Source organism: Amycolatopsis sp. FDAARGOS 1241, assembly GCF_016889705.1.
Classification (GTDB): Bacteria; Actinomycetota; Actinomycetes; order Mycobacteriales; family Pseudonocardiaceae; genus Amycolatopsis.
Genome location: NZ_CP069526.1, coordinates 8,421,549 through 8,444,502, shown reverse-complemented (window position 1 = coordinate 8,444,502; position 22,954 = coordinate 8,421,549). Strand labels below are relative to the sequence as shown.

Below are 22,954 nucleotides of genomic sequence, written 5' to 3'. Positions count from 1 at the left end.
TTGATCACGTGTCGCCGGTCGTGAAAACCGCGTGACAAGCGAAGGGCCGGGCCGCGAGTCTGACGCCGTGCCTGACGACTCCGCCCTCGTGCGCCGGTCCGCCATGCGCTGGAACGCGCCGCTCGACGAGCGGCACGCGGCGCTGCTGCTCGAACGCCTCGACGTCACCGGCGGCACCGTCGCCGACCTCGGCGCGGGGTGGGGGGAGCTGCTGATCCGCGCGGTCGAGGGCACGGCGGCGCGGGGCATCGCCGTCGACACCGACGAGGTCGCGCTGGAACGCGGCCGGCGTGCGGCGCGCGACCGTGGCGCGGCCGTGGAGTTCGTCGAGCAGGACGCCGCGAGCTGGCGCGGCCCGGCCGACCGCGCGATCTGCATCGGCGCGTCCCACGCGTTCGGCGGCACGCGCCAGGCCCTCGCCGCGCTCGCCGGCGTCACCGGCCGCCTGCTCTACGGCGACGGGTGCTGGGAAGGCGAACCCACCCCCGCGGCGGAGGCGATCTTCGGCGACGAGGTCCTCGCGTTGCCCAATCTGCTTGAAGCGTGCCGCGAAACCGGCTGGCGCGTGCTGCACCTGAGCACCGCCGACCAGCGCGAGTGGGACGACTTCGAATCGACCTCCCGCGCCGGCCGGCTGAACTGGCTGCTGGCCCACCCCCGCGACCCGCGGGCCGCGGAAACGCGCGACTGGCTCGACACCCGCGAGCGCGAGTACGTCACCGCGTACCGGGGTGTGCTCGGGTTCGCCTACCTGGTGCTCGTGCGGTAGCTCAGGCCTTGCGGCGGAACACCGGCTTCACCGGCCGCCCGCCCAGCCACGGCGACGGGTCGCCCGCGTGCAGCGCCTTGCGGTAGACCACGCAGGCCTGCGCGACGACCTCCACCGTGCGGTCGATGTCGTCCTCGGACAGTGCGGCGCTGACCACGAACGACGGGCCCAGCACCCCGCCCGTCACGAGCTGGCGCAGGAACAGCGTCCGGTAGTCCTGCGAGGGCTTGCCCGCCTCGTCCAGCGTGCCGAACACCAGGTTGCAGTCGCGGCCCCGGACGACGACGTGGTCGGCCACGTCGTGCGCCGCGGCGACTTCGCGCACGCCCTCGGCCAGACGCGCGCCCAGCGAGTGCAGCCGGGCCGTGACGTCCTCGGCCTCGTAGGTGTCCATGACCGCCATCGCGGCGGCCAGCGAGTGCGTCTCGGCGCCGTGCGTGGTCGAGAGCAGGAAGACGCGGTCACGCGTGTCGCGCAGGCCGCCGAGCTCCAGGTACTCGCGCTTGCCGGCCAGCGCCGAGACGGCGAAGCCGTTGCCGAGGGCCTTGCCGAACGTCGAGAGGTCCGGCGTGACTCCGTAGAGGCCCTGCGCGCCGTGCTCGGAGAAGCGGAAACCGGTGATCATCTCGTCGAACACCAGCAGCGCACCGTAGCGGTGGGCGAGGTCGCGGAGCCCGGCGAGGTAGCCCTCCGGCGGGTCCTGCTGGGTCGCCGCTTCCAGAATCAGGCAGGCGATCTGCCCGTCGTGCTGCTGCAGCAGCGCTTCGGTGGCCGCGAGGCCGCCGTACGGGAAGCGCACGGTCAAGTCCGTGATCTGCCCCGGGATACCCGCCGACATGGCGGTGGTGCCGATGAACCAGTCGTCCGTCGAGAAGAACGCGTGGTCGGCGCAGAGCGCGACCAGCGGCCGGCCCGTGACCGCGCGCGCGAGCCGCACGGCGGCCGTCGTCGCGTCGGAGCCGTTCTTCGTGAACTTCACCATCTCGGCCGTCGGCACGGTTTCGAGGAACCGCTCCGCCGCTTCGGCCTCCACGATGGACGGACGCGCGAAGTTGCTGCCCCGTTCGATCTCCCGCCGCACCGCCTCGACGACGCGCGGATGCCCGTGCCCGAGGCTCACCGCCCGCAATCCCGAGCCGTACTCGATGTACTCGTTGCCGTCGACGTCCCACACGTGCGCGCCGCGCCCGTGGGAGATCACCGGAGCGAGGTCCTGCGGGTACTGGTCCTCGCCCTTCGCGTAGGTGTGCGCACCACCCGGGATCACCCGGTGCAGGCGCTCGTTCGCGGCTCGGGATCGCGGCAGGTCCATTGTGGTCACCTTCTAGGTCGGCAGCACCTCGGCGAGCGAGGGAGCGGTCTTGTCGCGTTCGGACAGTAGCGTGGGCGTCAGCGGCCACGGAATCGCGAGTTCGGGGTCGTTGTAGGCGATTGTGACGTCTTCGTCCGGATTGTGCACCCGGTCGATGCGATACGAGACGTCAGCGATATCGGAAAGTGCTTGAAATCCGTGCGCGCAGCCTGCGGGAATGTAAATGCTGACCTGGGTGTCGCCGGAAAGCCGGAACGTTTCCACGGCCCGGAAAGTCGGCGAATCCGGGCGGAGGTCCACGACCACGTCGAACACCTCCCCGAACGAGCAGCGCACGAGTTTCGCTTCGCCCGCACCGGATCGCAGGTGCAGCCCGCGCAGCACCCCGCGCACCGAACGCGACACGCTGTCCTGCAGGAAAGCGTCCGGATCGAGGCCGACGGACCGCGCGACGCCGGCGTCGAACGTGCGCGAGAAGAACCCGCGCTCGTCGCGGTGCGGGGTGGGCTGGAACAGGTACAGGCCGGCGATGGCCGGTACGGGAATGGCTTTCATCGGACCTCCGTGGAGAACTCCGGGGGGAAGAGGGTCGCCGAAAGAAGGTTGAACTGCGATTTCAGCTGTTGCTTGTGTTCGTCGTTGCGCTCGGCCAGCGTGGCCTTGAGTTCGGGTCCGCGCCGTTCCAGATCCTCGAACTGCGCGATCAGCCGCGGCACGTCGATCGCACGCGCCTCCTGGCAGAACTCGCCGAGCCCCATCTCGGTCATCAGCACGTCGTTCTTCTTCGCGTACCCGATGGCGAGCGTCGGTTTCCCGGCCTTCAACGCGCACAGCACGTTGTGGTAACGCGTCGCGACGACCGAGCCGACGCCCGCCATCGCCCGCATCAGCGAATCGAGGTCACCCGGTGGCTCTGCCGTGATCAGCGGCGAATCCACCGCAGCCACGATCTCGTCCACCACCGCGAGGTCGGCCCGGTCGCCGATGAACAGGCGCACCGGCCGGTCGTGCGCGACGAGGTGCCGCACGAACTCCGTCATCGAGTCCACATAGGACCGGTGGATCTCCTCGCCGCGCGCGCGGTCGTCGTTGCCGCCGTAGTAGGCCATCAGACCGACGCCGACCGCGCGCGGGTCTTCGTTCGCGGCCGGGGTCGGCAGCGCGAACGCCAGGTCCGGGTACACGCCGTCGCCGGCCGTGCGCACGCCCATGTCCGCCATGGCCGAGCGCGACAGCTCGTCGCGGTAGGACCGGTACGCCGCGAACCGCGCCGCCGACCGCACCAGCAGCCGGGTGGCCGGCACGCTGATCCGATCCGCTCCCACGCTGACCAGCGCCACCTTCGTCCCGAACAGCCGGCCCAGCAGCGAAAGCAGGAACAGGGCGTACGGGAAACCCCACGGCCGCAACGGAAGCGTCGCTTCGAGCACACCCATGCCCGGCACGATCACCACGTGCTGACGGCGCACCCACGACGCCGTCCGCACCACGTCGACGAGCTTCCCGAACGCCTTGGTGGCGATCGACCGCACCCCGGACGCCGTGCGGTACTCGTCGCTGTTCCAGTTCAGCCGCGTCGCCGGGATCCCGTAGCGCGCCCGGACCACGTCCGGGCCGCCGCAGAACGCGGACACCGTGGCGTCGGGGTGCTCGGCTCGCAGGAACCCGAGCACCGCTTCCAGCGAACCGTCGTTGCCGAGGTTGCCCGAGCCGAGCAACCCGAACACACCGACCCGGGTGGTCACGAAATCCGCCGTTCGCGGCCGGCGACGACCAGGTCGACGGTCAGTGACAGCTCGCCGGCCTCGACGGGCGCGCGGTCCTCCACGCGCTCGCCCCCACCGCCCGGCCGCGCCCGGCTCGTGAACCACTCCACCAGCGCCAGGTAGCAGGCCCGGCGCTCGTGCGACGACAGCGGTGCGGTGCGGATGCCGTGCACGAAACCCCACACGTACTCGGCCAGCAGCCGAGCTGTCGGGTTCGTGATCGGGTTGCCGCGCTTGGGGTCGAGGTTCGCGCACCGCGACCGTTTGCTCGGGTTCGCGCGCTCCGCGCGGTCCGGGTGGTCGCGGCGGAAGTACAGCAGCTCCGGTACCTGGTAGAACGGCCCGTGCAGCGCCAGCTCGGCGACGTACGTGCGGTCCGCGTGGTGGTAGCTGTCCATCGGCGTGACGCGGCGCAGCACGTCGGTGCGCATCACCCCGTAGAAGTCGTCGCCACCGGGTTCGAACAACAGGCTCTTGAACCGCACCGACGGCCGGGGTGAGTCGGTCTTGTGCACGTACTCGAGCGGCACGGTCACCGCGCCGTCGCCGTCGATGATCGCCTGGTGCGAATGCGCCACGATCACGTCGGGCCGCTCGTCGAGCGCCTCGACGCACTTGGCGATCAGCTCGCGCCCGTAGAGGTCGTCGTGCGAGGCCCACTTGAACAGCTCGCCGCGCGCCAGGTCGAGCAGGACGTTGTGGTTGGGCGTCGCGCCGATGTTGCGGGCCTGGCGCACGTACCGGATCCGCGCGTCCTTGCCCGCGTACTGGCGGCAGATCTCCTCGGTCGCGTCGGCCGAGGCGTTGTCGGAGATGATCAGCTCGAAGTCCTCGTAGGTCTGGCCGAGCAGCGCGTCGAGCGCCTCGCCCAGGAACTCCTCGCCGTTGTACACGGGCAGACCGATGGTCAGCCGGGGAACCGCGCTCATCCCGTTCTCATTTCTGTCCTGCCGTCGGAGGCGGCATCGAGCTCTTCGTGGCTGAACGAACCCGACACCGGGCGGAACTCCATCGAGCCCTCCGGTGACCGGGGTGCCGGCGTCTCGGGCGCCGGCGGGAGTTTCGGAAGATCCACGGCGGCGGCGCGGTCGGCGAAGTACTCGCGCAACGCGATCCGCAGCTGCCACCACCACACGGCCGAACCCGTGATCGTCGCGATCGCGACGCCCCACTCCGACCCCGCGGCACCGCCCAGCGCGGCACCGATCAGGCCGAAGACGACGTAGAACACCGAAGCGATCAGCTGCGAGCGCAGGCTCCGCTTCGCCATGCCCAGCGCCCGCAGGCCCGCCGTCGCGCCCGTCGTGAAGCTCGCGCCCACCACCGCGAACGTCACCGGCAGGATCAGCAGCGACGAGCTGTCCCACAGCGAGCCGAGCACGAACCGCCCGGCCGAATCCGGCACGAACAGCAGCAGTCCGAGGCCCCACGCGAGCGCGGCAGCCGCCTGCGCGCCGCCCAGCACCACGCAGAAGTGCCACAGCCGGTGCGGTGACCGCTGCAGCACCCGCGCGCCCTCGGCCACCGTCACCAGCGAAAGCCCCATCAGCAACGCCAGGAACGGCCCGAGCAGCTGCTCCGCGCCGCGCACCGTGCCCACCGCGGCCAGCCCGGCGACCGCACCCAGCCCGTAGGCGCGCAGCTGCGAAGACCCGCTGTTGCTCACGTTCTCCACGAGGTAGCGCACACCCAGCTCGCGGTGGTCGCGCAGCCACGAGCGCACCGCGCCCAGCTTCGGCAGCACGCTCGTCTGCACCCAGCCGAACAGCGCCGCGACACCCGCGGAGCAGCCCCACGCCAGCAGGAACGCGACGACCGTGCCGTAGCGCGCGCCCAGGACCAGCGCCGGGAACAGCGCCACGGCCTGGATCCCGTCGTTCACGAACGCCCGCTGCCCGGTGCCCGCGGCGAAGAAGCCGAACCGCCACGCGTCCTGCACCAGCAGGAACGGCAGCACCACACCCAGCGCGAGGAACGCGTCGCCGAGCGAGCCGCCCACGGCGAGTCCGAAGAGGACACACACGAGCCCGGTCGCGACGCCCACCACCAGCGCCGTGCCCACGGCCCGGCCCAGCGCCTCGCGCCAGCGCGCCTTGGCGACGCCGGAGAAGCGCACCATCAGCGGGTCGGTCGCAAGGCCGCGCGAGACGTTGAGGATGACCCCGTACGTCACCCACGCGATGCTGAACAGCCCGAACGCCGTCGCGCCCAGCGAGCGCGCGACGTAAAGCCCCACCACGAAGTTGGTCAGGCTCGACACGGCTTGGTCGCCCAGGCCCCAGCTCAGCCGTCCCGCCATCGCACGGACGGCCCGCGAGCGCAGGATCGCGGGCACCGGACTCACTCCTTGAGCAGGCCCGCGACCTGCAGGGCCCGGGCCGCGGTGACCACGGCGTCGAAGGGGAGGTCCGCACGCTCGGCGATGTCCAGCAGGCTGTGCTCGCCGTCGGAGTAGCTGAGCACCCACAGCATCGCCATCTGCGCTGCCTTGGCGTCGCTGCGGCCGCCGAGCGAGTCGTACAGGCCGCGCTTGCCCAGCTGCGGTTCGCCGTAGGGGCTGAGGTTCACGTAGCGGCGGTTGCGGTCGAGCACGGAGAACGCGGTGCGCAGCGTGGCGAGCGTGTCTTCCATCGCCTCGGGCGAGACGAAGCCCGGGTTGTCCGCCGACGTGTGGTACTCCGGATAGCCCGCGTACGGCGTGCGCGTGAGCGAGCCGACGCCGAGGTTGAAGCCGGGGGAGCAGAACTGCCGCTCGTCGTAGCCGTAGGGCGAGAACTCGCGGATCTCGTGCGGCTTGTCCTTCAGCACGTATGCCATCACGCGGTCGATGTCGGCGTCACCGCGGCGGCTGCGCTTGTACGTCAGCGAACCGCGGTCGCCGGCGCACGCCAGCACCACGCCGTGCTTCACACGGTCGACGCGTTCGGACCCCCGGGCGAGCCAGGTGATCGCGCCGATCGTGCCGGGCATGAAGAGGAACCGGTACGTGTAGTGCGGTTTGCCGGTTTCGGCCAGCGCCTGCGCGAGCGACACGGCCACCGCGATGCCGGCGAGGTTGTCGTTGGCCAGCGACGGGTGGCACACGTGGCACGACACGATGACCTCGTCGCTCACCTCGCCGGGCACCACGTGCTCGGCGTAGGTGAGCGAGCCGTCGGCCAGCGTCGAATCGATCTTCACGTGGTAGTCGCCCTCGGGCAGGGCGTCGAGCACGTCCTGCGCGAGGCAGAAACCCCAGGTGGGCGAGTAGTAGCTGGTGCGGTACGGGATCCACGACGGGCTTTCCGGCAGCGTGTGCAGGTGCCCCCGCAGCTCGGCGAGGCTCATCGTCTCGTCGACCGGTACGGAGTAGCCGACCAGGTGCAGGTTCGACTCCCGGAAGTCGATCACGCGCCGGCCGGACGAATCCGCGACGTAGGCGTCGCGGACGTTCCACTCCTGCGGCACGGTCCAGTCCAGCACCTGCGTGCCGGTCGGCACCTCGTGCTGCTGCAGCCCGAGGTGCTCCCCGACGATCGCGAGCGTGGCCCGGACCCCGTCGCCCGTGATGCTCCGGCAGAGCGGGTACATCCGCTCCACCAGCGCGTGCATCTCGCCCCCCGTGAGCATCAGTGGCGCCGCAGCGTCTCGTCGACGGAGCCGTCGGCCTGGCGGTCGGACAGCCAGTTGAGCCGGGTGAAGCGGCGCTCGAACTGCGCCTTGGTGAGCTCGTAGTCGCGGTAGGCGTCGATCAGCTGCAGCGCGCCGTCCTTCACACCCCACTCGCAGTCGAAGCCCGGGATCGCCTCGCGGAAGCGGGAGAAGTCCACGCGGTACGAGCGCGGGTCGGCCCCGGCTTCGCCGGTGATGCGCAGCTTCGAGCCGGGCACGGCGTCCACGACCTCCTGCGCGATCTCCGCGACCGTCACGTTGTTGCGCTCGGTGCCGATGTTGAACGCGCGGTTGTGCACGGCCTCGCGCGGCGCTTCGAGCGCGGCGGTGAAGGCGCGGGCGATGTCCTTGGCGTGCACGAGCGGCCGCCACGGCGTGCCGTCCGACAGCACCAGCACCTCGCCGGAGAGGTACGCGTGGCCGACGAGGTTGTTCAGCACGATGTCGGCGCGCAGCCGCGGCGAGAAGCCGAACGCGGTGGCGTTGCGCATGTACACCGGTGTGAAGGTGTCGTCGGCGAGCTTCGAAACCTCTTCCTCCACCCGCACCTTCGACTCGGCGTACGGCGTCACCGGCCGCAGCGGCGCGTCCTCGTCGACGAGCCCGCCGCCGCCCGAGGCACCGTAGACCGAGCACGTCGACGCATACAGGTACCGGCCGACGCCCGCGTCCTTGGCCAGCTCGGCCAGCCGCACCGACGCGTGGTGGTTGATGTCGTAGGTGAGTTCCGGCGCCAGCGAGCCCAGCGGGTCGTTGGACAGCGCGGCCAGGTGGACCACCGCGTCGTAGCCCTCGAGGTGCTCGGGGCGCAGGTCGCGCAGGTCCACGTCGATCGAGGGCGGGTCCTTCGGGGCCGGGCCCAGCAGGCACCCCGCGAACAGCCCGGAGTCGAGGCCGACGACGTCGTGCCCGGCCTCCTCGAGCTCCGGCGCCATCACCGTGCCCAGATAACCCGTGTGCCCGGTCAGCAACACCCGCATGTCAGTCAGCCCCTCAGGTCGAGAACGAGTTTGTTCAGTTCGAAGGCCTCCGCGTACCGCTCCTGGCACTCGATGCCGCGGATCCTGGCGAGGCCGAGGAAGGCCTCGCGGTCGTACCACGGGCGGTGCCGCTGGGACGCGTAGTGCTCCTGCAGCAGCCGCACCTTCCGCTCGGCCAGCTCACTGGTGAGCGGCACGTACGCCGGGAGGCGGCCGAGGTCGCCGTCCCACTTCACGATCTCGTAGCCCAGCGCCAGGTACCCCCGGTAGACCGTGGGTACCAGCGTGGCCAGGCCACGGTGGTCCTGGTGCGCGTCGACCGTGCGCGGCGCGAAGACCACGTCCGGGTCGGTGCGCTGCTTGAGTTCTTCCAGCGCGTTCTTGGCTTCGTCCCAGTGGGCCGGGAGCCGGCCGTCGGGCAGCTTCAGCACCGTCACGTCGAGGTCCGCGCCCGGGCAGAACGCGGCCAGTGCCGCCCGTTCCTCGTCCTCGCGTTCGGTGCCACCGCCCGACAGCACCAGGGCGTCGACCCGGACGCCGGGCCGCTCGCCACAGAGCGTGAGCAGCGTCCCGCCGGCGCCGATCGCTATGTCGTCGCAGTGGGCACCCAGTGCGACGACGCGGTCGAGCCGTTCCGTGCCGAGCTTGATCACGCGTGCACCTTGTCCCGCTCCCACAGGGCCCAAGGCCGGTTACCGTGGGTGTAGGCGGCGTCGAGCGCGTAGCGCTCCTTGACCGTGTCGGTCGGCTTCCAGAACCCGCGGTACGGGTAGGCCAGCAGCCGGCCGCGCTTGGCGAGTTCGCCGCAGCCGTCGGCGACCAGGTCGCCGTTCTCCGGGATGTGGTCGAAGATCTCCTGGCGCAGCACGAAGTACCCGCCGTTCTCCCACAGCGGCATGTCGCTCACCGGTGTGATGGCGCCGATCCGGCCGCCCTCGTCCATCTCGACGCAGTGGAACGACGACTGCGGTGGCACGACCATCATCGACGCGCCGGCTTCGGTCTCGGAGAAGCGCTCCACCATCTCGTCCAGAGGCGCGTCGGTGAGCACGTCGGCGTAGTTGGCGAGGAACATCTCGTCGCCGTCGAGGTACTCGCGCACACGGCGCAGGCGTTCGCCGATCGGCGACTCGATGCCGGTCTGGACGAATGAAATGGTCCAGTCGGCGATGTCGGTGGACAGGAGTTCCGGTTTTCCGTTGCGCAGCACGAAGTCGTTGGACGTCGTCTCGCGGTAGTCGAGGAAGAATTCCTTGATGTGGTGGGCGCCGTAGCCCAGGCACAGCACGAACTCGGTGTGGCCGAAGTGCGCGTAGTAGCGCATCACGTGCCAGATCAGCGGTCTCGGCCCCACCATGGCCATCGGCTTCGGCACGTCGGACGCGTCGCCGTTGCGCATGCGCATGCCGTAGCCGCCGCAGAAGAGGACAACCTTCACTGCTTCACCTCGACGATCTCCAGACGGGGGATCGGGAACACGAGCCGCCCGCCCCAGTCGTCTACGTAGGACAGTTGCTCGGTGAGTTCCTTCCGCAGGTTCCAGGGAAGGACGAGGACGTAGTCGGGCTTGTCGGCCGCGATGCGCTCGGGTTCGAGGATCGGCACGCGGGTGCCCGGGGTGAACCGGCCGTGCTTGTACGGGTTGCGGTCCACCGTGTAGGCGAGCAGGTCGGGCCGGATGCCGCAGTGGTTCAGCAGCGTGTTGCCCTTGCCGGGGGCGCCGTAGCCCACCACGGTCTTGCCCTCCTTGGCCGCCTTGACCAGGAATTCCAGCAGGTCGAGCCGCACGCGCGTGACGCGCTCGGCGAACTCGGTGTAGCCGGACAGCTCGTGCAGGCCCGCGGCCTTCTCGCGCTCCAGCACGTCGACCATCCGCGCGCTCGGCTCACCGGCGACCTCAGTCGGCCGCGCCCACAGCCGGATCGAGCCGCCGTGCGTCGGCAGGAGTTCGACGTCCACAACGGACAGTCCGCCGACCGCGAGCGCGCGTCGCGCGGATTCCACCGTGTAGTACTGGAAGTGCTCGTGGTAGATCGTGTCGTACTGGTTCTCGCTGATCAGTGTGAGCAGGTGCTGCACCTCGATGGAGACCCAGCCGTCGTCGGCGACCAGTGCCCGCAGGCCGTGGGTGAAGCCGATGATGTCGGGGATGTGCGCGTACACGTTGTTGGCGGCGACGAGGTCGGCCGGCCCGTGTTCCTCACGCACGTCGCGCCCCGTCTCGGGGCTGAGGAACGCGGTTTTCGTCGGCACGCCCTTGTCGCGCGCGGCCTGCCCGACGTTCACCGACGGCTCGACGCCCAGACAGCGGATACCCCTCGCCACCACGTGTTGCAGCAGGTAACCGTCGTTGCTGGCCACCTCCACCACGAACGAATCAGGCCCCAGTCCCAGCCGCTCCACCGACTCGTCGACGTACTCGCGCGCGTGTTCCACCCACGAGGTGGAGAACGACGAGAAGTACGCGTAGTCGGTGAACGTGTCCTCGGGCGTGATCAGCGGCGGGATCTGCGCCAGCCAGCACTCGGTGCAGACCTGCAGGTGCAGCGGATAGGTGTGCTCTGGCTCGGCCAGCTGCTGCGCGGTCAGGAACCGCTCACACGGCGGGGTCGCCCCGAGATCGACGACACTCACCAGAGCTGTCGAACCGCAGAGTCGGCATGTGGTCATCAACGGGCTCCTCGGCTCGCGGCTTGCGTGCTAGACACGTCGATGACCAGCGGATGGTCGTTACAGGGAGCGCGCGAGGGGTGGAGCACCGAGTTCGAAATGAGATGTGCTCTGCATCTTTTGCCTCGGCTCCGCCGAGGCGGCGAGATCGCTTGAACCCGGTTGCCTCCCGGTTTCCGCGCGGCCGAGGGGCCGCGCGGAAACCGCTCAGTCCAGAAGCCGGCGCGATCTCGCGGGGTGGGAGCAGGAGGAACGGGTGGGCTTCACGTCGGCCCACGGCAGGTGCGGAGAGTAACGCCGCGACCGGACAGGCGTGTTTTTCCCAAACCACGCCGCGGGATCGTGAACGAGTCGTTGCCCCGGAGTGGAAGTGAGAGACTCAGTTCACACCAGTTTTTCAGCCGCGGGGATCACGTCGGTGGCGAACTTTTCCAGCAGTGACACGTCGGGCACGCCGGGGACGCTGCCGATCGCAGCGTCGAAGCCGAGGTTGTGGAGGCGCTCCAGGTCGGCCAGGAGTTCGCCCGCTTTTTCGCCCTTCTCGCCGATGTCGAGGGTGTGGTAGGCGGTCTTGGTGATCTCGTTGTAGTCGCGGCCCTCGTTCTCGCAGTGCTGCTTGAGCACGTCGAGTTTGTGCTCCACGTCGGGGGTGTTGAAGATGTTGCACGCGTCGCCGTACTTGGCGACGAAGCGCAGCGTCTTCTTCTCGCCACCGCCGCCGATCATGATCGGCGGGTGCGGGCGCGACAGGACCTGCGGCGAGTTCAGCAGGCGCTCGGCCTCGAAGTGCTTGCTCGAAAACGCGGCGTCGCCCTCGCCCCACATCTGCAGGATGTACTGGAGGTTCTCCTCGAGCAGTTCGAAGCGCTCCGCGGTTGGCGGGAACGGGAAACCGAGGCCCTTCGACTCCTCCTCGTTCCAGCCGGCGCCGATGCCGAGCACCGCGCGGCCGCCGGAGAGCACGTCGAGCGTCGTGATCGTCTTCGCCAGCAGGCCGGGGTGGCGGTAGATGACGCCGGTGATCACGGTCAGCAGCTTGGCGCGCTCGGTGTGCGCCGCGAGGAAGCCCAGCGTCGTGTAGGCCTCGAGCATGTCGTTCTCGCTCGGCCCGACGCCGCGGATCTGGAAGAAGTGGTCCATCACGCCGACGTAGTCGAAACCGGCCTGGTCGGCCGTGCGCGCGACAGCGGCGAGGTCGGAACCGAGCGTCGCCGGCCCGCCCGCCCAGGTGAAGTTGGGGATCTGCAGTCCGAGTTTCATGCGTTCGACGGTATACCTGGAGTTACACCACCTGCGCGGTCAAAAGTTGCGGACGACGGAAACGGTGCCGTGCAAGGGATCCGTCACGTAAACGGCACGGGTCCGCTGGTCGACGGCGAGGTCGCCGGGGTTCACGCCGAGGCTCAGCTCGCCGTTGAGCACGCCGGCCTTTCCGTCCACGCGGGACAGTCCGTTCTGGCCGCCGTTGGTGTACACGGTCTCGGTGGCCTGGTTCACCGCGATCGCCGACGCTTCGCTGCGCAGCAGCACGGTCTTGCTCTGCGTCCGCGACACCGGATCCACAATGGACATGTGGTGGATCGCGGAGTTCGCGACGAACACCGTGCCGCTCGCCTGGTGCACCGCGACGCCCGTGGGCGAGGCCCCGACGCCGGTGCTGCCGGTGAACTTTCCGGCGTCGAGGTCGAAGATCTCGAGGGAGTCCGTCGTCGGGCTCGTGCAGTAGGCGAGCCGCCGCCCGGTGTCGAGGGCGATGCCGGCCAGCCCGGACTTCGGCGCGGCCACGATCCGCTGGGTCGTGAGGCTGAGCGTGTCGAGGATCGCGAAGGTGCCGGTGGAGCCGCTCACCGCGTACACCTTGTTCGCCGCCGGGTCCACGGCGACCGACGACGCACCGGCGCCCGCGCCGACGACGCTCACCGCCTGGTGGCTCAGTGCGTCGAGCGCGATCACGGTGCCGCCGGGCGGGTTCGCCACGTACACACGGTTGGCCGCGGAGTCGACGGCGACGTCGCTGGGCTTGCCGCCGACCGGGATGAGCGTGATCACGCGCCCCGCGTTCGGGTCGAGCACGGCCACCGTGCCCGAGTTCGAGTCGGTGACGTAGACGAGCCCCGTGACCGGGTTCACGGCAACGGCCGTCAGCGCCCCGCCGACGTCGACCACCCTCACCTGCTCCGCCCGCGCCGAACCGGCCAGCGCGGCCGTGGCCACACCCGCCGTGGCCAGGGCGAACAGGCTCCGCCTGCTCAGTTCCGGACCCCGCATCGCCCACCTCCTCGGTCGGGGCGCTCGGTCGACCCTAACTCGCGAGTGGATCACGTGAAGGAACTTCGGGTCGCCCGATCGCGTTGTTTCCGGTGAGTAACCACCCCTCAGTGCGGACGGAGGCGAGCCGCGTGCACAAGCACCAGAACGGGCTGAAGACGGCGTTGCTGCTCGGCTTGCTGTCGGCCATCATCATCGGGATCAGCGGCCTGTTCGGCCGGGGTGCCCTGATCATCGGCGTGGTCGTGGCGCTCGGGGTCAACGCGTTCGCCTACTTCAACTCCGAGAAGCTGGCCCTGCGCGCCATGCGCGCGCGGCCCGTCTCCGAGGTCGAGCAGCCCGCGATGTACCGCATCGTCCGCGAGCTGGCCACCACCGCCCGCCAGCCGATGCCGGCGCTCTACATCAGCCCGACGGTCGCACCCAACGCGTTCGCCACCGGCCGCAGCCCGCAGCACGCCGCCGTCTGCTGCACCGCCGGCATCCTCGAGCTGCTGAACGAGCGCGAGCTGCGCGCGGTCCTCGGCCACGAGCTCTCGCACGTGTACAACCGGGACATCCTGATCTCCTGCGTGGCCGGCGCGCTCGCCAGCGTCGTCAGCTTCCTCGCCAACATCGCCTTCTTCTTCGGCGGCAACGACCGCGAGGGCAACCCGATCGCCTCGCTGCTGATCATCCTGGTCGGCCCCATCGCCGCGTCGGTCATCAAGCTCGCCGTCAGCCGCTCCCGCGAGTACCAGGCGGACGCCTCGGGCGCCCAGCTCACCGGCGACCCGCTCGCCCTGGCCTCCGCCCTGCGCAAACTGGAGCGCGGCACGCGCGCCGCCCCGCTCGCCCCCGAGCCGGCCGTGGTGTCGCAGTCACACCTGATGATCGCCAACCCCTTCCGCCCGGGCGCGGGGCTGTCCAAGCTGTTCTCCACGCACCCCCCGATCGAAGACCGCATCGACCGCCTGGAACAGCTGGCGCGCGGCCTCTGACTCCGACGGGTCCACTCGCGCCGACTGCGTGGCCTGACCGGTCCACTCACGGAGGTGACGTTGGTCGAGGGGTCCACTTGTACCGTTCGCGCGGTGCTGCCGGTCCAGTCGCTGCGGCGGCATCGCGCCACTGATCCACTCGCTGCGCCCGGGTGGCTCGACACTTCCGCTCGTGTCGCCCCGTGCTGCGGCGCGAAAGATCCACTGGCGCCGTCTGGGTGCTGCTGGGGTCCACTCGCCAAGTCCGCGTCGCGGCACGAGTGGTCCAGTCGCAGCTGGCGCCGACCGACTGGTCCGCGCGCTACGCCGATGCCGTGCTACCGGTCCATTCGCGGCGCGACCGGTCTACTCGCACCGACGGGGCGGCGCGACCCGCCCGTTCGTTCTACGCCGGAACCCCCAACAACCTCAGCCGGCCGCCCCCGAAGACTTCGCGACGTTCATCACGTACTCCCCATACCCGCTCTTCGACAGCTTCGCCCCCAGCGCGAAGCACTCATCCGCGCTGATGAACCCCATCCGCAGCGCGATCTCCTCCAGGCAGGCGATTCGTACCCCCGTCCGGTGCTCCAGCACCTGCACGAACTGCCCCGCCTCGAGCAGGGAGTCGTGGGTGCCCGTGTCGAGCCAGGCGAAGCCGCGGCTGAGTTCGATGAGGGTGGCGCGCCCGGCGCGCAGGTAGGTGAGGTTGACGTCCGTGATCTCGAGCTCGCCGCGGTGCGAGGGCTGCAGCGCGCGCGAGATGTCGACGACCTCGTTGTCGTAGAAGTACAGCCCGGTGATGGCGTTGTTGGACCGCGGTGAAGTGGGCTTCTCCTCGATGGACACGAGTTTCCCCGACCCGTCGAGCTCCCCGACGCCGTAGCGCTCGGGGTCCTTCACCTGGTACCCGAACAGCACACAGCCGTCGAGGTCGGTGGCGGCGGTCTGGAGCGTCCGCGAGAAGCCCTGGCCGTAGAAGATGTTGTCGCCCAGCACGAGGGCGACGGAGTCGTCGCCCACGAAGTCGGCGCCGATGACGAAGGCCTCGGCCAAGCCGTTGGGGCTGGGCTGCTCTGCGAAGGAGAACGACAGCCCGAACTGGCTGCCGTCGCCGAGCAGCCCGCGGAAGTTCGGCAGGTCGGCCGGCGTGGAGATCACGAGGATGTCCCTGATCCCGGCCAGCATCAGCACCGAAATCGGGTAGTAGATCATCGGCTTGTCGTAGACGGGCAGCAGCTGCTTCGACACGGCCTGCGTGATCGGGTGCAGCCGCGTCCCGCTGCCGCCCGCCAGCACGATGCCCTTCATCCCACTCCTCACTCCTGACCCTCACCGGACCGAGTGAGTGTCTCAGCCCATCGGACCCTTGCCGAAGTAGGCCTTGCAGCCGAGGTTGTACTCGGTCGCGATCTCCAGCACGTTCTTGCCACCGTCCACCGGCAGGAGCGTCGAGGAGTAGTTGGGGCAGAAGTTGTTGTAGATGCCGCTGATGGCGATGGGTGCCGGCAGCGGGTACCAGTTCCCCTGGCCGAGGTTGTCGTTGGCGAGCAGCACCTGGCCGTTGCCCGGCTGCGGCACGCCCTTCGCGTCGGTGAAGATCTGCCCGACCATCACCAGCCGCACGCCGTGGGGACCGCCGGGGAAGAGCGAGACGGTCTGCGCGTGCTGGAAGTAGTCGCCGTTTGCGGTCATGACGCGCGTGCCCGGGTCGGCGGGATCACCCCAGTTCGCACCGTCGTCCGAGATCTTGTAGTACGGGTCGCAGTAGCGGTCGCCGTAGTTGCAGATCTCGTAGCTGAACCAGTACCGCCCGTCCGGCAGGCGGCGGATGATCGGCATGCCCGGGCGGACGCGGTCGGGCGGGATGGCCATCGTCAGCTGCTTCGTGCCCCAGCGGACGCCGTCGGTCGTCGCGACGCGGTTGAGCACCTGCGCGTACTTCGGGGCCTGCGTCTCGTCGGCGTAGTGGAGCCAGAGCGTGCCGCCTGCGTCGACGTTGAACTCCGGCTCCCATATGCCGTCGTGGTTGTGCGACCGCGCGGCCTCCGCCAGGAACGACCAGTGCTTCCCCCCGTCGATGCTGGCCCAGACCTTGATCCCGATGCGCCGCTGCGCGCCCGCGTCCTGCCGGTAGCTCGCGGCCCACAGCACGGTGCCCGCGCGCAGCCGCCCGACGCGTTGCGGCAGTTCGTACAGGGTGCCGCAGCACTCGCCGAGCTTGCCGTCGGGGTCGCGGATCTCGCCGATCTCGTGGAACGAAGCGCCTTCGTCGGTGCTCTCCATGATGGGCGTGAACTTGCCGCCGGCGTCCTCACTCGTGAGCGACGCCAGGATGTGGCCGCGCCCGAACGGCGAGTACTGCAGCCGGATCAGCCGCGCGTACGAGCCGTAGCCCGGCACCAGCTGTTGCTTGTCGACCACGGCGGACGCGGGCGTGAGCCCGGCGGCGATCACCACCAGCGAGGTGAGGAGGGCGATCACTGGTGTCCAACGGCGCATCCTGAACCTCTCTCACGGGTGGCCGCGCGATTACACCACGCAACCGGCCTCGGCCCGGGCCGTTTTGCGGCGCTTCCGCAGGTCAGCGCGCAGACTCCACCCGGTCGTGGGGTTTCGGCTGCTCGATCGGGTGTCAGGAGGAGGTAACGGATCGTCGAAGGGTGACGAAAGATCAGCGGAGGGCCGCGCGGTGGCTCACGAGGGGGAACGGGAAATGACGCGGATCGCCGGGCGCGTTGCCGCCGTGGTGCTGATCGCGCTGGTCACGGCTTCGTGCAGCGTGCAGCCGTCGGGGCGCGGTGTGCTCCTGGGGTCGCTGGGCGGCCACTCGGCTCCGTCGTCGTCACCGGCCCCGCCACCCCGCCGCCTGGAGGCCCCGACGGAAACCCACACCGGCAAGGGCGACGGCACCGTCACCCTCTCCTGGCCCGCCGACGTCCCCGGGTTCCTGACCTTCGACTGCCCGCACTGCGCGTCCAACGTCATCGTCCACACCGACGGCGACGAAGGTCTGCTCGTCAACGCCATCGGCGCCTACCACGGCACGGTCTGGTTCAACGTCCGCGAATCAGCCAAGCCGTCGCACACCCTCAGCGTTTCCGCAGATGCCGCCTGGACCGTCACGGTCTCCGACCACCGCACCCTCCCGACCGCCCCGGCCGGCAAGCCGTATACGGGCAAGGGTGACGCCGTCGTGGCCATCCCGCCGGACGTTTCGCTCGCGTCGTTCACCGCGAAGAACCGGGGCGACACCGCCGTCTGGGTCCAGGGCGGCGGCACGATGGCCCTGGTGGTGAACCAGATCGGCCCCTACACCGGTTCATTCCCGGTCCCGGGCCCGACTTACGTGCAGGTGGAGGCGTGGGACGGCCAGTGGACGCTCACCCCGCAGTGACCTGTAGTCACCGCCCACCGGGTGGGTCTTCACGCGCCGAGCGCCTCCCGCGCTCGGGAGTCGCGGCGGCGTTTGGCTCAGGATTGGCCTTCGGTGCCGCGGATTTGTGCCCGGTACCGCCTTTACCGGGCTTCGCCACGAACGCAGTCGGTGGAGGCCGCGGTCAGTCCCAGTGGTTGAACAGCAGGTCGCTGATGGTGCGTGGCTTCCAGTGCGCGATCTGGCGCAGTTCGGCTTTGGCCAGAGCGGACAGGTCGGCGCGGTTCAGCGGGCTGGTGAGCTCGTCGATGGTGAGAAGCCGGAACGACGTCTGAGTCGCAAGCGCTGCCTGGATGACCGCGTCTTCGATGATGGTGACCGGACCCCAGCCCGTGACCGGCTCGGCGAGGGCGAGCACGGGGACATGACGGTGGCACACGATGGCGAACCGTCGCTGCTGCTGTCCGCGATGGGTGAGCGTCGCTGTGTGGAAGGTGCTGTACAGCTCCGGCGCGGTGATCTGCTCCACCGTGGCGCCGAGCAGCCGGGCCGTGTCATGGGTGAGCGCCGCGAAGGCCTTCCGGTCGGTGCTGGGTAGCGGGCTCGCTCCGACGTCGCGGAAACCGGTCGCTCCACGTGGCACCGTCCAGCACCCGGTAGGCGGCGATGAGGAGTCCACCAGTGCTCCGGTTCGGTGAGATCGCGCAGCTACATCGGCCGGACGCCGGCGCTGGGTTGTACCCACGGGCACCCGCTAGCGGATACCCGCAGGTCAACGAGGGTGCGTCACCGGTAGTTGGTGAACTGCAACGCGATCTCGAAGTCCTTCCCCTTCAGCAACGCGATCACGTCCTGCAGCTGGTCCTTCTTCTTGCCCGACACCCGCAGCTGGTCGCCCTGGATCTGGGCCTGGACGCCCTTCGGGCCTTCGTCGCGGATGAACTTGGCGATCTGCTTGGCCTTGTCGGAGGCGATGCCCTGGAGGATCTTGCCGCCGATCTTGTAGGTCTTGCCGGAGAGCGCGGGCTCGCCGGCTTCGAACGCCTTGAGCGAGATGTTGCGCTTGATCAGCTTCTCCTTGAAGACCTCCACGGCGGCGAGCGCCCGCTCCTCGGTCTCCGACTCGATAGTGAGGGCTTCCTCGCCCGCCCAGCTGATGGTCGTCCCGGTGCCCCGGAAGTCGAACCGCGTGCCCAGCTCCTTGCTCGCCTGGTTCAGGGCGTTGTCCACCTCCTGGCGGTCGACCTTGCTCACCACGTCGAAAGAGGGATCCGCCACGTGTCCTCACACCTCGTACTCGCTCGTCAGGGGCCACCAGCCTAGACCCTGCCACCCGGTTGATCCTCGGGTCCGGCCGTTGGGTATCCTTCTACCCGGCCGGTCACCCGGCCTGGGCAGGTTACCCAAGCGGCCAAAGGGATCTGACTGTAAATCAGACGGCTCAGCCTTCGGGGGTTCGAATCCCTCACCTGCCACACCGCAAGCGCCCCCCGATCAGCACGGTCCGGGGGCGCTTCCATGTTCACGCGACTCATGCCCGGTGATCGTCGTAGTCCACATCGACATTCATTTCGCGCTGGCCACACTGCGCCGCCTCCCCCAGGCGAGGCCGTAGACTCACGGTCTCGCCTGGGGGAGAGGTTTAGCGTGAGTTTCGATCTGGTCGTGTGGTCCGCTGCCGACACCGAGCCGAAGGCCCGGTACGACCGGCTCGCCGACAACGAGCCCGACGGCGTCCGGCAGCCGCAGGTCGCGGCGTTCTACCGCGACCTGACGGCCCAGTACCCGGAGCTGGTCGACGCCGACGATCCCGAGCGGTCGCCGTGGAACGCCGGCTTGAGCCAGTTCGCCGACGCCGTCGTCATGCCCATCGCCCGGGCACATGCGGAGGCCGTGCGGCGCTTCGTGCTCGACCTGGCCCGCCGCCACGGCCTCGTGGCCTACGACCCGCAATCCGGCGCGGTCCACCACCCCGGCGCCCTCACCCTCACGTCCTGCGACGGCTCCCACGCCGAAAACCCGGACGCCATCGCCATTCGCCGCGCCCTGGAACGCCTGTCCCGCACCAACTGGTACGCCGTCCTCGAACGCGGCGACTCCTACGTCCAGGTCGGCCAGGGCAAGTCCGCGGGCGCCCCGGCCCGCCACTACGCCCTCGAACACCGCGACGGCTCACCGGACCGCCACCACCGCACCGACGTCCGCTCCCTCGACGACGTCATCACGGCCTTCACCGGCTTCGCCACGGGCGATCCGTCGTGGCGGCAGCGGTTCGAATGGCGCAAGCTCGACCTCTGAGCAGTGGCAGTGCTCACATCCCAGTCTCCCGCAACATCCGGGAAACACGGGTGGTGTCCACTCAGGCGCGCCAGGAGAGCCGCGAGGAGCCACCATGCCCGAAGTCGTGTTCCGAGTGCGGTGGCCGGATGATTCGGTGCAGCGGTGCTACTCACCGTCCACTGTGGTCGAAGAGCACTTCGCCGCGGGGGAGGGGTACTCGGTCGCGGAGTTCGTCGAGCGCCGCAGGGCGGCGTTGACGGGTCGCGTCAGAGCGGGTGCGGGAGCGGTTCGGGTTCCCGTGTCCGCACGCCGCGGCCCAGCTGGCCGACCTCGAGCGGCGCGCCGCCCACTTCGCCGCGGGCGAGGGCGCACGGGTCGTGGTGGAGGCCTTCGAGAAGTGAAAAGCCCCCGTCTCCCAAGGGAAACGGGGGCCTTCCGGCACGTGGATCAAGCTGCCGCCGGAACCTCCGACGAAGCCGGTGTCAGGGCCAGTTCCAGGACCTCACGCACGTTCGCCACGGCGTGCACGTCCAGCTGCGACAGCACCTCGGCGGGCACGTCGTCCAGGTCCGGCTCGTTGCGCTGCGGGATGATCACGGTCTTCATCCCGGCCCGGTGGGCGGCGAGCAGCTTCTGCTTCACGCCACCGATCGGCAGCACGCGGCCGGTCAGTGAGACCTCGCCGGTCATCGCGACGTCCGCCCGCACCACGCGACCCGAGAGCAGCGAGGCGAGAGCCGTCGTCATGGTGACGCCGGCCGAGGGGCCGTCCTTCGGCACCGCGCCCGCGGGGACGTGGACGTGGATGCCGCGGTCCTTCAGGTCGCTGACGGGCAGCTCGAGCTCCGCGCCGTGCGAACGCAGGTAGGAGAGCGCGATCTGCACGGACTCCTTCATCACGTCGCCCAGCTGGCCGGTGAGCTGCAGACCCGTCGAGCCGCTCTCGGGGTCGTTCAGCGACGCCTCGATGTACAGGACGTCACCACCCGCGCCCGTCACGGCCAGACCCGTTGCCACGCCGGGGATCGACGTGCGCTGGGTCGAGGTCGGCAGCGACGACTCCGGCACGTGCCGCGGGCGGCCCAGGTACTTCTCCAGATCGGCGGCGCTCACGGAAACCGGCAGCGAAACCTCGTCCAGAGCCACCTTCGTCGCGACCTTGCGCAGCAGCTTGGCGATCGTGCGGTTCGCGTCGCGCACGCCCGCCTCGCGGGTGTACTCGGCGGCGATCCGGCTGAACGCCTCGTCGGCGATCACCACGTCGCCGGACGCGAGGCCGGCGCGCTCCAGCTCGCGCGGGAGCAGGTGGTCACGGGCGATCGTCACCTTCTCGTGCTCGGTGTACCCGTCGAGCGTGACGAGCTCCATGCGGTCGAGCAGCGGGCCGGGGATGGTCTCCAGCGCGTTGGCCGTCGCGAGGAACACGACGTCGGACAGGTCCAGCTCCACCTCGAGGTAGTGGTCGCGGAACGTGTGGTTCTGCTCCGGGTCCAGCACCTCCAGCAGGGCGGCCGTCGGGTCGCCGCGGTAGTCGGCGCCGACCTTGTCGATCTCGTCGAGCAGCACGACCGGGTTCATCGAACCGGCCTCCTTGATGGCCCGCACCACGCGGCCGGGCAGCGCGCCGACGTACGTGCGCCGGTGCCCGCGGATCTCCGCCTCGTCCCGGATGCCACCGAGGGCGACACGGACGAACTTGCGGCCCATCGCCTTCGCGACCGACTCGCCGAGCGACGTCTTGCCGACCCCGGGAGGACCGGCGAGCGCCAGCACCGCACCCGAACGACGGCCGCCGATCGGGCCGAGACCCGACTCCGCACGACGCTTGCGCACGGCCAGGTACTCGATGATCCGCTCCTTGACGTCGTCGAGGCCCGCGTGGTCCGCGTCGAGCACGGCGCGCGCGGCGGCGATGTCGTAGACGTCCTCGGTCCGCTCGTTCCACGGCAGCTCCAGCACCGTGTCGAGCCAGGTCCGGATCCAGCCGCCCTCGGGTGACTGCTCGGAGGTGCGCTCCAGCTTGTCGACCTCGGCCAGCGCGGCCTTCTTCACGTTGTCGGGCAGTTCGGCGGCCTCGACGCGGGCGCGGTAGTCGTCGTCCTTGTCGGTGCCGTCGAGCTCACCGAGCTCCTTGCGGATCGCCTCGAGCTGGCGGCGCAGCAGGAATTCCTTCTGCTGCTTGTCCATGCCCTCCTGGACGTCCTTGCGGATGGTGTCGGTCACTTCGAGCTCGGCGAGGTACTCCTTGCTCCACTCCATGGCCTTCTCGAGCCGCTTGCTCACGTCGAGCGTGGTCAGCAGCTCGATCTTCTGCTCCGTCTTCAGGTACGGCGCGTTGCCGGACAGGTCGGCCACCGCCGACGGGTCCTCGACCTGCTGGACGGCGTCGATCATCTGCCAGCCACCGCGCTGCTGGAGCAGCGAGATGACCACAGCCTTGTACTCCGTGGCGAGCTGCGCGGAGCGGTCGTCGGTGAATTCGGTTGCCTCGTCGGCGTGGACCCAGCGCGCGGCGCCGGGACCGTCCGCGATGCGGCCCACCACGGCGCGGCCGGTGCCGCGCAGGAGCACGGCGGCCTTGCCGCCGGGAACCCGGCCGATGCGCTCGACGGTCGCGACCGTGCCGAGTTCGGCGTACTCGCCGTGGACCCGGGGCACGATCAGCACTTCGGCCTTGGTGGCCGCGCCGGAGCGGATGCCGGGGAACGACGCCGTCGCGGGCGTCTTGGCCTGGGCGGACTCCACCGCGCCCCGGATCTCGACATCGGTGAAGTCGAGCGGGACCACCATGCCCGGCAGCACGACGTCGTCATCGAGCGGGAGCACGGGCAGGAGGCGGGGATCAGACATGTGCACTCCTCGGATAGTTGAGTCTGCAGTGCTCAACTATCTCTGGGGCGGGTTTGTTTCCCGAGGAGTGTTC

22 protein-coding genes and 1 tRNA gene are annotated in these 22,954 nt (G+C 69.8%); 6 read left to right on the top strand and 17 right to left on the bottom strand.

Annotation, left to right across the window (positions count from 1 at the left end):
• The first annotated feature begins 67 nt into the window (after nucleotides 1-67).
• On the top strand, nucleotides 68-769 hold the full coding sequence (locus I6J71_RS40975) for a cyclopropane-fatty-acyl-phospholipid synthase family protein (RefSeq protein ID WP_239154195.1): 702 nt from the start codon (nucleotides 68-70) through the stop codon (nucleotides 767-769).
• Nucleotide 770: 1 nt separating this feature from the next.
• Here the strand turns inward: I6J71_RS40975 and I6J71_RS40970 are convergent, their stop codons facing one another.
• From I6J71_RS40970 to I6J71_RS40915, 12 genes are all read right to left on the bottom strand, one after another.
• Nucleotides 771-2,081, bottom strand: coding sequence for a glutamate-1-semialdehyde 2,1-aminomutase (locus I6J71_RS40970; protein WP_204091757.1), 1,311 nt, complete (start codon nucleotides 2,079-2,081; stop codon nucleotides 771-773).
• A 12-nt stretch (nucleotides 2,082-2,093) separates the two neighbouring features.
• Nucleotides 2,094-2,636: a dTDP-4-dehydrorhamnose 3,5-epimerase gene (rfbC, locus tag I6J71_RS40965; RefSeq protein WP_204091756.1), complete on the bottom strand. Its 543-nt coding sequence runs from the start codon at nucleotides 2,634-2,636 to the stop codon at nucleotides 2,094-2,096.
• Nucleotides 2,633-3,826 (bottom strand): polysaccharide pyruvyl transferase family protein, encoded by a 1,194-nt coding sequence (locus I6J71_RS40960; protein ID WP_204091755.1) that lies wholly within the window; start codon nucleotides 3,824-3,826, stop codon nucleotides 2,633-2,635. The genes rfbC and I6J71_RS40960 overlap by 4 nt, the downstream gene beginning before the upstream one ends.
• Nucleotides 3,823-4,776 carry a glycosyltransferase family A protein gene (locus I6J71_RS40955; protein WP_204091754.1) on the bottom strand — a complete coding sequence of 318 codons (954 nt, stop codon included), beginning with the start codon at nucleotides 4,774-4,776 and terminating at the stop codon, nucleotides 3,823-3,825. Before I6J71_RS40955 ends, I6J71_RS40960 begins: the two co-directional genes overlap by 4 nt.
• Nucleotides 4,773-6,146 carry a hypothetical protein gene (locus I6J71_RS40950; RefSeq protein ID WP_239155564.1) on the bottom strand — a complete coding sequence of 458 codons (1,374 nt, stop codon included), beginning with the start codon at nucleotides 6,144-6,146 and terminating at the stop codon, nucleotides 4,773-4,775. Before I6J71_RS40950 ends, I6J71_RS40955 begins: the two co-directional genes overlap by 4 nt.
• A 41-nt stretch (nucleotides 6,147-6,187) precedes the next feature.
• Nucleotides 6,188-7,456 carry a DUF4910 domain-containing protein gene (locus I6J71_RS40945; RefSeq protein WP_204091753.1) on the bottom strand — a complete coding sequence of 423 codons (1,269 nt, stop codon included), beginning with the start codon at nucleotides 7,454-7,456 and terminating at the stop codon, nucleotides 6,188-6,190.
• Nucleotides 7,456-8,478, bottom strand: coding sequence for an NAD(P)-dependent oxidoreductase (locus I6J71_RS40940; protein ID WP_204091752.1), 1,023 nt, complete (start codon nucleotides 8,476-8,478; stop codon nucleotides 7,456-7,458). The genes I6J71_RS40945 and I6J71_RS40940 overlap by 1 nt, the downstream gene beginning before the upstream one ends.
• Nucleotides 8,479-8,483: 5 nt before the next feature.
• Nucleotides 8,484-9,131 carry a PIG-L deacetylase family protein gene (locus tag I6J71_RS40935; RefSeq protein WP_204091751.1) on the bottom strand — a complete coding sequence of 216 codons (648 nt, stop codon included), beginning with the start codon at nucleotides 9,129-9,131 and terminating at the stop codon, nucleotides 8,484-8,486.
• Nucleotides 9,128-9,916 (bottom strand): sugar phosphate nucleotidyltransferase, encoded by a 789-nt coding sequence (locus I6J71_RS40930; RefSeq protein WP_204091750.1) that lies wholly within the window; start codon nucleotides 9,914-9,916, stop codon nucleotides 9,128-9,130. The genes I6J71_RS40935 and I6J71_RS40930 overlap by 4 nt, the downstream gene beginning before the upstream one ends.
• Complete coding sequence (locus I6J71_RS40925; RefSeq protein ID WP_204091749.1) at nucleotides 9,913-11,148, bottom strand: class I SAM-dependent methyltransferase; 1,236 nt, start codon at nucleotides 11,146-11,148, stop codon at nucleotides 9,913-9,915. The genes I6J71_RS40930 and I6J71_RS40925 overlap by 4 nt, the downstream gene beginning before the upstream one ends.
• Before the next feature lie 384 nt (nucleotides 11,149-11,532).
• Nucleotides 11,533-12,408 (bottom strand): LLM class F420-dependent oxidoreductase, encoded by an 876-nt coding sequence (locus tag I6J71_RS40920; RefSeq protein WP_204091748.1) that lies wholly within the window; start codon nucleotides 12,406-12,408, stop codon nucleotides 11,533-11,535.
• Between the two features lie 39 nt (nucleotides 12,409-12,447).
• Nucleotides 12,448-13,416 carry a YncE family protein gene (locus tag I6J71_RS40915; protein WP_204091747.1) on the bottom strand — a complete coding sequence of 323 codons (969 nt, stop codon included), beginning with the start codon at nucleotides 13,414-13,416 and terminating at the stop codon, nucleotides 12,448-12,450.
• 131 nt (nucleotides 13,417-13,547) lie between these two features.
• Here I6J71_RS40915 and htpX point away from each other — a divergent pair, with 131 nt between their 5' ends.
• On the top strand, nucleotides 13,548-14,396 hold the full coding sequence (gene htpX / locus I6J71_RS40910; RefSeq protein ID WP_204091746.1) for a zinc metalloprotease HtpX: 849 nt from the start codon (nucleotides 13,548-13,550) through the stop codon (nucleotides 14,394-14,396).
• Between the two features lie 408 nt (nucleotides 14,397-14,804).
• Here htpX and rfbA read toward each other — a convergent pair whose 3' ends face one another.
• Both rfbA and I6J71_RS40900 read right to left on the bottom strand, forming a co-directional pair.
• Complete coding sequence (gene rfbA, locus I6J71_RS40905) at nucleotides 14,805-15,686, bottom strand: glucose-1-phosphate thymidylyltransferase RfbA (protein WP_204091745.1); 882 nt, start codon at nucleotides 15,684-15,686, stop codon at nucleotides 14,805-14,807.
• 42 nt (nucleotides 15,687-15,728) lie between these two features.
• Nucleotides 15,729-16,877: an exo-alpha-sialidase gene (locus tag I6J71_RS40900; protein WP_204091744.1), complete on the bottom strand. Its 1,149-nt coding sequence runs from the start codon at nucleotides 16,875-16,877 to the stop codon at nucleotides 15,729-15,731.
• Nucleotides 16,878-17,091: 214 nt separating this feature from the next.
• On the opposite strand from I6J71_RS40900, the gene I6J71_RS40895 reads away from it, so the two are divergent.
• Nucleotides 17,092-17,772 carry a hypothetical protein gene (locus tag I6J71_RS40895; RefSeq protein ID WP_204091743.1) on the top strand — a complete coding sequence of 227 codons (681 nt, stop codon included), beginning with the start codon at nucleotides 17,092-17,094 and terminating at the stop codon, nucleotides 17,770-17,772.
• Between the two features lie 163 nt (nucleotides 17,773-17,935).
• Here the strand turns inward: I6J71_RS40895 and I6J71_RS40890 are convergent, their stop codons facing one another.
• On the bottom strand, nucleotides 17,936-18,394 hold the full coding sequence (locus I6J71_RS40890) for a hypothetical protein (RefSeq protein WP_204091742.1): 459 nt from the start codon (nucleotides 18,392-18,394) through the stop codon (nucleotides 17,936-17,938).
• A gap of 143 nt (nucleotides 18,395-18,537) precedes the next feature.
• Entirely contained in the window at nucleotides 18,538-19,029 is a 492-nt protein-coding gene (locus I6J71_RS40885; protein ID WP_204091741.1) for a YajQ family cyclic di-GMP-binding protein, read from the bottom strand.
• Nucleotides 19,030-19,144: 115 nt separating this feature from the next.
• Here I6J71_RS40885 and I6J71_RS40880 point away from each other — a divergent pair.
• The 3 genes from I6J71_RS40880 to I6J71_RS50065 all read left to right on the top strand — a co-directional run bounded on the left by I6J71_RS40880 (nucleotide 19,145) and on the right by I6J71_RS50065 (nucleotide 20,432).
• Nucleotides 19,145-19,226 (top strand) — tRNA-Tyr (locus I6J71_RS40880).
• A gap of 172 nt (nucleotides 19,227-19,398) precedes the next feature.
• Nucleotides 19,399-20,049 carry a hypothetical protein gene (locus I6J71_RS40875; RefSeq protein WP_204091740.1) on the top strand — a complete coding sequence of 217 codons (651 nt, stop codon included), beginning with the start codon at nucleotides 19,399-19,401 and terminating at the stop codon, nucleotides 20,047-20,049.
• 257 nt (nucleotides 20,050-20,306) lie between these two features.
• The gene (locus tag I6J71_RS50065; protein WP_255570649.1) at nucleotides 20,307-20,432 is read left to right on the top strand and encodes a hypothetical protein; all 126 of its coding nucleotides are present in this window, start codon (nucleotides 20,307-20,309) and stop codon (nucleotides 20,430-20,432) included.
• A 46-nt stretch (nucleotides 20,433-20,478) separates the two neighbouring features.
• Here I6J71_RS50065 and lon read toward each other — a convergent pair whose 3' ends face one another.
• Nucleotides 20,479-22,881 (bottom strand): endopeptidase La, encoded by a 2,403-nt coding sequence (lon, locus tag I6J71_RS40870; protein ID WP_204091739.1) that lies wholly within the window; start codon nucleotides 22,879-22,881, stop codon nucleotides 20,479-20,481.
• Nucleotides 22,882-22,954: the final 73 nt, after the last annotated feature.